9 protein-coding genes are annotated in these 12,003 nt (G+C 38.3%); 2 read left to right on the top strand and 7 right to left on the bottom strand.

What is annotated here, in order from left to right; translation table 11 throughout:
- Positions 1–244 precede the first annotated feature (244 nt).
- Together SB028_RS06645 and fabA are read left to right on the top strand one after the other, a co-directional pair.
- Positions 245–1,987 carry an AAA family ATPase gene (locus SB028_RS06645; RefSeq protein ID WP_069368268.1) on the top strand — a complete coding sequence of 581 codons (1,743 nt, stop codon included), beginning with the start codon at positions 245–247 and terminating at the stop codon, positions 1,985–1,987.
- 83 nt (positions 1,988–2,070) lie between these two features.
- Positions 2,071–2,589, top strand: a complete 519-nt coding sequence (gene fabA / locus SB028_RS06640; protein ID WP_023581351.1) for a bifunctional 3-hydroxydecanoyl-ACP dehydratase/trans-2-decenoyl-ACP isomerase — start codon at positions 2,071–2,073, stop codon at positions 2,587–2,589.
- A 567-nt stretch (positions 2,590–3,156) separates the two neighbouring features.
- Here the strand turns inward: fabA and rmf are convergent.
- From rmf to rlmKL, 7 genes are all read right to left on the bottom strand, one after another.
- A complete protein-coding gene (gene rmf, locus SB028_RS06635) occupies positions 3,157–3,327 on the bottom strand; it encodes a ribosome modulation factor (protein ID WP_069368270.1) in 171 nt (56 codons plus the stop codon).
- Between the two features lie 462 nt (positions 3,328–3,789).
- A complete protein-coding gene (locus SB028_RS06630) occupies positions 3,790–4,203 on the bottom strand; it encodes an ASCH domain-containing protein (protein ID WP_069368266.1) in 414 nt (137 codons plus the stop codon).
- A gap of 97 nt (positions 4,204–4,300) precedes the next feature.
- Complete coding sequence (gene pqiC / locus SB028_RS06625) at positions 4,301–4,876, bottom strand: membrane integrity-associated transporter subunit PqiC (RefSeq protein WP_248620403.1); 576 nt, start codon at positions 4,874–4,876, stop codon at positions 4,301–4,303.
- Complete coding sequence (pqiB, locus tag SB028_RS06620) at positions 4,873–6,525, bottom strand: intermembrane transport protein PqiB (protein ID WP_069368265.1); 1,653 nt, start codon at positions 6,523–6,525, stop codon at positions 4,873–4,875. The genes pqiC and pqiB overlap by 4 nt, the downstream gene beginning before the upstream one ends.
- Positions 6,518–7,807, bottom strand: coding sequence for a membrane integrity-associated transporter subunit PqiA (gene pqiA, locus SB028_RS06615; protein ID WP_069368264.1), 1,290 nt, complete (start codon positions 7,805–7,807; stop codon positions 6,518–6,520). Before pqiA ends, pqiB begins: the two co-directional genes overlap by 8 nt.
- 85 nt (positions 7,808–7,892) lie before the next feature.
- Positions 7,893–9,821 carry an ABC transporter ATP-binding protein gene (locus SB028_RS06610; RefSeq protein ID WP_069368263.1) on the bottom strand — a complete coding sequence of 643 codons (1,929 nt, stop codon included), beginning with the start codon at positions 9,819–9,821 and terminating at the stop codon, positions 7,893–7,895.
- A 6-nt stretch (positions 9,822–9,827) separates the two neighbouring features.
- Positions 9,828–11,942, bottom strand: a complete 2,115-nt coding sequence (rlmKL, locus tag SB028_RS06605) for a bifunctional 23S rRNA (guanine(2069)-N(7))-methyltransferase RlmK/23S rRNA (guanine(2445)-N(2))-methyltransferase RlmL (protein WP_069368262.1) — start codon at positions 11,940–11,942, stop codon at positions 9,828–9,830.
- Positions 11,943–12,003 lie beyond the last annotated feature (61 nt).

Genomic DNA, 12,003 nt, shown 5'->3' with positions numbered 1-12,003 from the left:
CTTATCAATTAATAACAAGCCTCGATAAGGGATAGTTTTCTGAACACGTTATGATAGAATCGAGCGTCGCTATGATAAAACCTTAATGACCTTACATTAACTCGTCATTATAAGGTCGTAGCAGTACATATTCCCTGCCTATACAGTTGATGACAGTTAAAGAACCGTCTTATTGCAGGATAGATATCGACTTATATGATATCTAATTATCTCTTTTCACTAATCAATAATAAAAACGGTAACCTTGAAAAACAACGAATTAGAATGGCAGGCGTTACGTCCTGATTACGCCTCCTACCAAACTTTCTTTCAAACAGCATCTCAATTACCTGCATCTCTACTACGTGAGGTTCAACCTCGCCTGTATGAAAGCCTGCAATGGTTAAATAATGCAGATTCAGGGCAGTTTATGCTGTTAAAAGCGGATGATTCCACTGCTTACTTTGATATGCTGACAGACACATTAACGCAATCAGGGATCAAAACAGATCCTGTTGTTGGCAGTTATCAAGCAGAAACCAGTAAAATCGATTGGCAAGAAAATGTACAAAGTACATTTTCATCATCAGAATCTATTGTTTGTTGTCAATGGATAGAGCCTGAACAACTTTTTGGTTCATTCTATTGCCATAAAGATGAAGTTACCCTTAGCCCTGGATTGTTGCATAAAGTAAATGGAGGCATCTTAGTCCTCTCTATAAAATCTTTACTTGCGCAACCATTAATGTGGTTCCGCCTTAAGAAAATGGTTGAAGAACAGCGTTTTGAGTGGTTGGTCTGGAATGACAACCAATCCCTGCCTTTACCTATTGAAAGTATGCCACTTAACCTTCGAGTTATTTTAGTTGGTGATAGACTTAGTCTTGAAGAGCTTGAATTTATAGAGCCAGAACTAAGTAGTACTGCTTTATATGGTGAATATGAATACGACATGTATTTAGAAGACGAAACAGCTCTTGCTCAATGGTGCGGCTTTGTAAATTCACTGTGCCAAAAATATCGTCTGCCTTCTCTATCTGCTGATGCTTGGGAAGTCTTGCTAACACAAGCAGCAAGACAACATGAAGATCAGCTAATTTTGAGCCTAGATTTAGAATGGATTTTACGCCAGCTTCGCTATGCAGTACGTTTTAATCATGATGCTTTTCTAAATGCTGATGCATTGAAAAAAGCAGAAGAAAATCGCCTATGGCGACACAGTTATTTGTTAGAACGTAGTCGTGACGAGATTTTACAAGACCAAGTTATGATACAAACAGAAGGTGAAGCTGTTGGTCAAATCAATGGACTTTCTGTCTTAGATTACCCAGGATACCCTGATTTAATCGGAGAACCGACTCGCATTACCTGCGTTGCACATATAGGTGATGGTGAGTTCACGGATGTTGAGCGAAAAGCTGAGCTTGGCGGTAATCTTCATGCAAAAGGCATGATGATTATGCAAGCTTACTTAAACTCAGAATTACGTTTAGACCAACCACAGCCATTTAGCACCTCGATTGTTTTTGAGCAATCATATGGTGAAGTTGATGGTGATAGCGCCTCTTTAGCTGAATTATGTGCTTTTATTAGTACACTGGCACAACAACCTATTGATCAACAAATTGCTGTTACAGGTGCCGTCGATCAATTTGGTCAAGTCCAACCGATTGGTGGCGTAAACCAGAAAATCGAAGGCTTCTTTGATATCTGCCAACAAAGAGGATTAACAGGTGCGCAAGGCGTAATTATTCCTCTTGCCAATATTCGTCATCTTGTACTCAACGAAAATGTGCAGCAAGCGGTAAAAGAAGAGAAATTTCATATTTGGCCTGTTACCCATGTTGCGGAAGCAATAACATTATTGACCCGTCAGCCATATTATGAAGAGCAATGTGAACCAGAACAATCAGACTCACACTTGTTAGCTGTGATCCATGATCGCATAACACTCGCAAATAATCAGGATAGACCTAAATTGCCTTGGTTCTTACGTCTATTCAGATAATTCTGTTTCAAGTGATCGGAGTTGTTCAGCGTACAAGTGTAAGCTATTCTGTTATCTTACACTTGATAAAGGCTATATAGACAATGGTTGATAAACGCGAATCTTATTCTAAAGAAGACCTCATTGCTTCAGGCCGTGGTGAATTATTTGGCCAAGATGGCCCACCACTGCCATCTGGTAATATGTTAATGATGGATCGCATCATTAAAATGACAGAAGATGGCGGCACCCATAATAAAGGCTTTATCGAAGCAGAATTCGATATTAAGCCAGATTTATGGTTCTTTGATTGTCACTTCGTCAATGATCCGGTTATGCCTGGTTGCTTAGGCCTAGATGCCATGTGGCAACTTGTCGGCTTCTATCTTGGCTGGCTTGGTGGTGAAGGTAAAGGCCGTGCGCTTGGTGTCGGTGAGGTAAAATTCACTGGGCAAATATTACCAACAGCAAAAAAAGTTACCTATAAAATTGATTTCAAACGTGTTATCAATCGTAAACTGATTATGGGTATTGCCGATGGCGAAGTGTATGTTGATGGTAAGCTGATTTATGAAGCAAAAGATTTAAAAGTTGGCTTATTTAAAGATACAACTGCATTCTAAAGTCTAAGATCAATTCTCCCCAATTTATTATAAAAATACCGTATAATTAAAATATACGGTATTTTTTTATCTATACTAATAGCCTATTGCAATAATCATAGAGACCATTGATATACACCAGAATGTTTTCATAAAAATGATGTAAGGAAAATAAATGATTAACAAAGGTAACGTATCGAAAAAACATGCAGATTTTATGTTCTATTGTGGTATTTTCCTGATATTAATCTCTATTATAGGTTGGTTTACTTCAGAGAAAATCGATTGGTTATATAATTCTGTCAATTCAATACTTGCTATTTTTCTTACTATTTATGGGTTTCGTTTACGTAAGAAAATAAGTAGAAATGAATAAACAATAATGTCAGTCTAATGTAAAAAGGCTCGCAAAAGATGCAAGCCTTTTTATATTCAATTTATAACTACTGTTTGTTATTTATATTCAAATTGTACTGTATTCAATATGAACACAGAAATGTATATAAATAACCCTTATTTTGATTGTCGACAAAATCTTAGTGATAATATTCCAATGTAATCATTGTTTATTTCACTACGGCGGATTATTTATTTTATCAGACTTGGGCGATCTTCCATGGCCTGTCGCCAGCCTCCCAGCCAATGTGAACGCGCATCAACCGCGAAATAAGGACAAAGTTCTTTTGAACGGCCTTGCATACCAGCTTGATAACCTTTCGATAATGCTCTTGCTAAACGATCTCGTTTCTGTCTTTTCATATCTAGACAACCCTCACGTTCTAAGTTTAAGCGGAAAGATAATGATTGTTTTTTCAACAATCACTATAAATTGATACGCTCTATTGAGCATTTAAGCAAGTAAAGAAGTTAATACAAATGTCATATTTGTGATGTTGAGCCAGTTGCAAGTTTAATAACCAACATTATTATTTAATATTTATCATAAGAAATTATCGGGTTATTTTTTACATCACGAAAAATAAAATTTAATTTATTGATATTTAACATACATTATTAATTTAAAACTATTTAAGCTATTTTCAGCTTATTTAATTAAGAAATTTAATAAGATAAATTGATATTTATTTTTAAATTTATGTCAATATAAAACTTGGTTAATAAATATAAGTTTTTGCTCTATTTATCTTTTTTGTAGAAAGCGCTTTTTAATTACCTTTGTTTTATTAAGGAATTAGCCATCATTGAAGGCAAAATAAGTGATTAGTGCCTCTTACAGACTTCTATTAATTCAAACTCTTCAAATACTAACTCCATATCTTCTGAAAAAGTGCCTTCTCGGTTAAAGAACGCTTTATGTCCTTCTTGCCAATAGGACAAACTTAAATCCCCTTCACCTTCTCTCTTAGCTAGCTCTTCTGTGACTTCATTAAATCGAATTAACTGCAAAGAACGTGTACGAATCACGCAAACAGGCTCGTTTTTACTGTTCAGAATAATGTTAAAACCACCGATAACTGGAATAACACTGTCACTAAAAAAACCACTCAATGAGCTACATGTTGCCGTTTTTTTACCGTCAATCACTAGCATAGCAAGTTCATCTGCTAACTGAGCATTGTCACCAAATGACCAACTAATTGCAGTGGGGTATTTCTTTTTAAGTTTGGCTAACATATTGTTACCTTTTGTGTTTTAAATAAACAAAACCCAATATTCAATTTGAAAAAATTAAAGAGAATATTGGGTTTGAATAAACGTAAGACTAAATCAGTTAATATTGGGATTGAATCGCTTTCGCTATATCAGAAACAACTTGCTCCCACCCTTCTCCTAATGTACGCACTAGAGCAGGATAACCATCTTCAGTTTGTGTTAAAACTAAAGAGAATGGCTGATTAATCACTTTATTATTGTCAGTATAAATCCAGTCACCTGAAATAATTACTTGTCCATCATAACGGCCTTGAAAGTAATTAACAGTAACCGTTAATTTAGCCAAGTTATCCTCAACAGGTTGATTAGCAACGACGGTACCTGGCAATGCTTTTGTTAAACCTAAAATAAGGTTCTGTTGTAATTGCTGATCAAGTGGATTAATCCATAGGTGCTGATTAGCCACGGTATAGTTAATATCCGTCGTTTGATAAACAATTCCTGCATTAGTTAACATATTAGACAAGCGGATCGGCTGAACCCAAATTTGAGGCTTCTTAGCTGACTGTGTTGCCGAGACTTGTTCTGTGACGCTATTTTGATAAATATTAGGCAACTGATAATACATTTTATCAATCTGACTCGAGCATCCCATTAACATCAACACAAATATCCCAATGATGTATTTCATCATTTTTCAGCCCTCTTTGGTTCTGGATCTTTACCTTCCTTCGCTTCGAAAATCAATGCATTGCTCTTATTGTTCAATGTTTTCAATAAAGGCTGCATCTCTCTTAACACTTGATCAAGCTGTTGCATATTATCGAGCATTTTTCCATAAGCCGGAGAGCCCGGTTGAAAACCTTGCATACTGCGATTGATCTCTTCCAGTGACTGTTGAATATCATTAGGAAGATTTCTAAATTCATCACTGCCAATCATGGCATTCAATGCTTTCAGTGTTTCTTTTGCTTCAGCAACTGCTTTTTGGCTTTCCGATAAAGTTGCTGTCATCTCTTTAAGCATCGGTTCAACAGGAAGGTTGTTGATCTTATCAAGCGATGTCATCACTTTTTGTTGAATTTGCGCTAAACCTGATCCCACTGTAGGTATTTGCTGGAAGCCAGCGACCTCTAGAGGTCCTTCCCATTTTTTTTCATCTGGGTAGAAATCAAGATCAATATACAGAGCACCTGTTAAAAGGTTACCTGATTTTAATGAAGCTCTTAATCCATTATTAGAAGCTGAAGTGATCTCTTTGACGAAATCAAAACTTTCACCCACATCATTGGCAAAACGTTCTGGTTCGACATGGATAAGCACTGGAATACGAAAATCTTTATCCAACGTTTGTTGCATACCTTTTGTGTAATAAGGTACTTGAACAACAGTCCCCATCCGAATTCCTCGAAACTCAACAGGGGCTCCAGCTTGTAATCCTCTTACTGAATCAGAGAAAAACATAATGTAGCTACGATAATCAGTATATAACGAGTTTTGAATACTTTTCTCATTATCGTAGAGTTTAAACTCTGTTTTAGGTGCAATTTGTTCACCTGGCAACCAACCCGCAGGAACATCAAAACTCACTCCGCCACTAAAGAGAGTGGAAAGAGATGCCATTTCAACACGCACCCCAGATGAAGACATATCAAAAGCAATACCCGAATCTTTCCAGAATCGAACATTAGATGTCACCATTTTGTCATAAGGCGCTTTAATAAAGAGTTGATAATGCATGTCTCGACTCTCGATATTGAACTCACTGGTTTCAACAGAGCCGACCTGATAACCTCTAAATAAAACAGGGTCACCTGCATTTAATTGACCTGCTCTTTCGCTCACCAAGTTAATGCGAATGCCTTTCGCATCAGGCGAAGCTAGCGGTGGTGAGTCGAGAAGATTAAATTCATTTTTCTCGTTTCCAGTCAAACCTGGTTGTAATTCAATATAGGCACCTGAAAGCAAGGTTCCCAGCCCGGTCACCCCTTCTTTACCTATTTGCGGTCTTACAACCCAAAAAGCGGTATCTGATCGTAATAGTTCATTCATGCCGGTATCAAGACGTGCATTGATAATAACGCGGCTAAAATTACTGTCGAGTGTGACACTTTCGACTAAACCAATATCTACACTACGACTTTTGATTTTCGTTTTACCGGCTTCAATGCCCTCAGCATTATAAGTAATTAAGGTAACTTCAGGACCTTGATGGCTGAAATGATAATAAAGTATCCATGCACCAATCAATAAGGTGACAAGCGGTATGATCCAAACTGGAGACCAGCTTTTTAATTTGTTAATTTTTGCTTCAGTTAAAGCAGTTTCATTCTTTTCAGTCACCCTTAGGCTCCTTAATCATCGGTTTATCATCTTCGGTTGTACATTTATCCCACGTCAACCGAGGATCAAACATCATTGCAGAGAACATAGTGAGTACCACGACTACTGCAAATAGCACCACACCAAAATCTGGGTAGATGCTCATCAGACGTCCCATTCTGACTAATGAAGCTAAAACAGCAATGACGAAGACGTCAATCATCGACCAACGCCCTACATATTCAACAACCTCGTAGAGAAAATGCATTCTAGCAGGATCTCTTTTTCCATTCGATTTATGTGCATCCCAACATAACCACGCTATTGCTACCATTTTTAAGCTTGGCACCATAATACTGGCAATAAATATCACCATCGCAACAGGATAAGAGCCGTCTTCCCAAAGCAAAATTACCCCAGCCATAATTGTGGAATAAATATTATTACCTAATGATTCAGTCACCATGATAGGTAATAAATTAGCAGGGATGTAAAGAATAAATGACGTAATCAATAGGGAAACTGTCCATTGCAAGCTTTTCGGTCTTCTTGCATACCCTTTAACTTCACAGCGACTACATTCATATTGATCTGCGGGTAAGATTGCCGTACATGAACGACATAATCTAACGCCTTGTTTTAGCCCTGATTTACCTGATTCAATATCGGGATAATTTGGACGAGGTTCTAATTTTTCCCATAAAGTATGTTTATCAAGGCACTGGAATGCTCGAATTTGAAATAAGCAATAAAGTACATAAGGTAGGAAACTGAGTCCAAGTCCAATATCACCATAAGCCATTAATTTTACGAAGCTAACTAAAATACCCGCAAGAAAAATCTCCGCCATACACCACGATTTTAATTGGAATAAAATCCGTGATAACCAAATTTGTAGCTTTCGAGGTAATTGAATTGGTGTACAAAGAAGTAAGATTGCCACCATACAAAAAGCGGGCACAATTTGAACAAACAGTAGGAAAAATGCGCCTAATTCGACGTAATTTTCACTAAACATCACCGTTGGGATTTGCATCAGTGTCACATTGTTAGCAATACCTGCCACTTCCATACTCACGAAAGTAAACTGGCTTGCCATTAGCAACATAAATAATGCGCTGATTGCTAATGCGACAGGTTGATAAAAAGGCTGTCGCCAACGTGCAACTAAGATAGTATGGCAACGAGGGCATGTTGCCTTTGTTCCTTGCACTAATTGAGGAACACTGACCACCAGATCGCACTGAGGACATAATATTTGCTCATGTTTATGTTCATGACGATGTTGTTGACCAGAGCACACAGCGACACCTCTTATTTAGAATAATCAATAAAAGAATAGTTAACTCAGAAAGTAAAACGGGGCGTGATGCCCCGTTTTCGGTCGGCTATTCGCCGTTTTGCATCAATTCTAGCTCTTGCCATCTGTCAAAAGCAGTTTCAAGCTCTTGTTCTTTATCTGCAAGCGCTTTTAACACTTTTTCTGTTTCTTCATGAGGACGTGTAAAAAAATCTGCCCCACTTACTTCTTCTTGTAATGCACTTAACTGCGTTTCTAAGCTTTCTAATTTAGCAGGAAGTTGCTCAAGTTCTCGCGCCAAATGATAACTTAACTTGTTAGAACGAGTGTTCTTTTTAGAGCTATCTTTCACTTTTGCTTCTTTTTCAGCTTTTTCTGGTGCATTGCGCGGTTTGCTTGCCGCACTTTTTAGTGAACCCGACTGTGCTCGTTGTTGTTGAGCATCGTAATATCCACCAACGTAGCTGTTAATAACACCATCACCTTCAAAGATCCAACACTCAGTTACACTATTATCAACAAATTCACGATCATGGCTAACCAGTAAAACAGTGCCTTGATAGGCATCAACAAGCTCTTCTAGCAATTCCAATGTTTCAACATCGAGATCATTGGTTGGCTCATCGAGAATAAGCAAGTTACTTGGTTTTAAGAATAAACGAGCCAGTAATAGGCGGTTTCTCTCTCCCCCTGAAAGAGCACGAACAGGCGTCATTGCACGTTTTGGAGGGAATAAGAAGTCTTGCAAATAACCAAGTACATGGCGCGGACGACCATTAACCATCACTTCTTGTTTACCTTCAGCAAGGTTATCCATGACTGTTTTATCAGGATCAAGTGTCGCACGGTGCTGATCAAAGTAAGCAACTTCAAGCTTAGTACCACAATGAACTCGTCCGCTGTCTGCTTTTAAATCGCCCAACATGAGTTTCAATAAAGTGGTTTTACCACAACCATTCGGTCCCACCAGCGCAATTTTATCACCACGTTGTACTTTGGCAGAAAAGTCATGAACTAACTTACGCATTCCAATGCTGTAATTAACATCTTCAAGTTCAAAAACAATTTTACCAGAGCGAGTCGCTTCTTCGACCTGCATACGTGCACTACCTAACACTTCACGGCGTTCACTGCGCTCAACACGTAGCGCTTTTAATGCTCTAACACGACCTTCATTGCGAGTACGTCGAGCTTTAATACCTTGGCGTATCCACGCTTCTTCTTGCGCTAATTTACGATCAAACTCTGCATTTTGTTGCTCTTCAACACGTAATGCTTCTTCTTTGCTTTCAAGATACTTATCGTAATTTCCTGGCCATGAAGAAAGTTTTCCACGATCAAGATCGATAATCCGCGTTGCCATATTCCGGATAAATGAACGGTCATGAGAAATAAAGACTATACTTCCTTGGAAATCTTTTAAGAACTTCTCAAGCCAAAGGATCGTTTCAATATCAAGGTGGTTTGTTGGTTCATCTAAAAACAGCACTTTGGGTGCGCTGACTAATGCACGTCCTAATGCTGCTTTTCTTAACCAACCACCAGATAGAGAAGAAAGATCTGCTTCACCATCTAAACCGAGTTTTTCTAGCACTTCTGCAATTCGGCTATCAAGTAACCACAAGTTACGACTATCAAGTACTTCTTGCAGCTCTGCCATTTTATTGAGATTTTTATCAGAAGGATCTGTCTCAATCAATTTAGAAATATGGTGGTAATCCGTTAGATATTTAGCATCTTCTTCAACACCTTCTGCAACAAAGTCAAAGATAGTACCTTCAATGTCTCTTGGCGGATCTTGTTGCAAACGAGCAGTTACAAGATCTTGCTCATAAACCACTTGACCATCATCTAAAGGTTGCTCTTTCGATAACACTCTTAATAGCGTTGATTTACCCGCACCATTGCGTCCAACTAAACAAACGCGTTCATTTTCTTCAATAAATAAATCGGTACTATCTAATAATGGGGCATCACTGAAAGAGAGATAAGCCCCAGTCAAACTAATTAACGGCATTGTAAATTATTCCTCACCAGCATGAGTTAACAGCCAGCAATTGTGAATTTGACGGTTACGCGCAAAGTCTTGTGATAATGTTTTCTGTGTTATCTCTTTTGCACACAACCCAATTTTTGCTAACTCGTCATGTTCCATTTTGAATCCACGTTTGTTATTTGAGAACATAATTGTTCCGCCTTTTCTTAACAAACGTTTCAAATGTTTCATTAGTTCAATGTGATCCCGCTGTACATCGAAGGTGTTTTCCATTCGTTTAGAGTTAGAAAACGTCGGTGGATCGATAAAGATCACATCAAATTGTTCATTGCTCTGCATTAACCACTGAATGCAATCTGCTTGCATTAAACGGTGCTGTCTGCCAGATAAACCATTCGCTTGGAAATTTTTCTCAGCCCATTCAAGATAAGTACGGGACATATCAACGGTTGTTGTGCTTTTTGCACCACCAATTCCCGCATGAACAGAAGCTGTACCGGTATAAGCAAAAAGATTTAAGAAGTCTTTTCCATTGCTCATTTCACCCAGCATTTTTCGTGCAATACGGTGATCTAAGAACAACCCGGTATCAAGATAATCGGTTAGGTTTACCCAAAATTTTGCACCAAACTCGTCAACTAAGAAAAAATCACCCTTTTCGGCCATTTTTTCATACTGCTGTTTACCTTTTTGGCGTTGACGGGTTTTTAAAATCAGTTGATCAGAACGTAATGCCAATACTTCCATTGTTGCGCTAATCACATCGAATAAACGCTGACGGGCTTTGTGTTCATTAACCGTTTTAGGGGGGGCATATTCTTGAATAACCACTTTATCGCCATAGCGATCCACAGCAACATTATATTCAGGTAAATCAGCATCGTATAAACGATAACATTCAATTTGCTGTTGTTTTGCCCATTTCGCGAGTTTTTTCTCATTTTTACGTAAACGGTTTGCAAAATCTTCCGCAAGTCCAGTGTTAATCGTTGATGGTGTATCAGAAAGTAAATAGTTCTTTTGTACACAATCAAGAGGACCATTTTTTGCTTTGAACTCTCTTTCAGCACGTAATTGAATACAACTTAACAATTCTGGTGATGCACTAAATAGCGATAATCGCCATCCTGGGAAATGTGCTTTTATCGCTCGTCCTAATTGGCTGTGTAGTGCAATTAATGCTGGCTCACTTTCTAAACGCTCACCATAAGGAGGATTACTGATAATAGTCCCTTTTATTTCTGTTGACACAGGGTTTGTCAGTTTAGCGGCATCACCATGAGCAAACGTGATCAGTTCAGCTACATTCGCTCTGCGGGCATTGGCTCTTGCCATATCCAATACACGTTTATCGACATCAAAACCGTAGAAACGCGCAGTGGTATTCTTTTTACCTTCACGGAAACGGGCAAACGCTTCATGAGTCACTTCTTTCCATAACGCTTCATCGTGACCTAACCAATGGCGGAATCCCCAATGCACACGATTTAATGCAGGAGCGCAGTCAGTCGCCATCATGGCAGCTTCAATTAATAATGTACCAGAGCCACACATTGGATCGATTAATGGTGTGTCGGTTTTCCAGCCTGAACGCATAATAATTGCGGCAGCTAAGTTTTCTTTTAATGGTGCTTGTCCTGTTAAATCGCGGTAGCCACGTTGATGTAAACCATCACCACTTAAATCTAAAGACAATGAGGCCTTTTCTTTATGAAGGTGGATAGTTAAGCGGATATCAGGAGATTGTTTAGCGACATCTGGACGTTGCCCTATTTTACGTTGAAATGAGTCAACGATGGCATCTTTTGCTTTTAATGCACCATATTGGCTATTACGAATAATGTCATTCGTACCATTAAAATGGATAGCAAAAGTTTGATTAACAGTAAAAATTTCACTCCAATCAATTGCCTGCACACCAAGATATAAGTCTAAATCACTATAAACATTGAACTCATTTAACGGCAACATAATACGTGACGCTAAACGGCTCCAAAGTAAAGACTGATACATGGTTTTATCATCAGCACGAAAATAAACACCGCCTTGTGTTATCTGGCAAGCCTGAGCACCAAGGTGTTCAAGTTCAGATTTTAATAGTTCTTCCAGACCTCGGCCTGTGCTGGCAAACAGAGAGCGCATAATATTGTTACCACCTAAAATAAAATTGTTGGGCATTATAGCTAATTGTATTACGTTGTCA

The organism is Proteus vulgaris (assembly GCF_033708015.1).
In the GTDB taxonomy this organism is placed as follows: Bacteria; Pseudomonadota; Gammaproteobacteria; order Enterobacterales; family Enterobacteriaceae; genus Proteus.
Note: the sequence above shows the minus strand (reverse complement) of the source record. Positions and strands in the feature narration are given on the sequence as shown.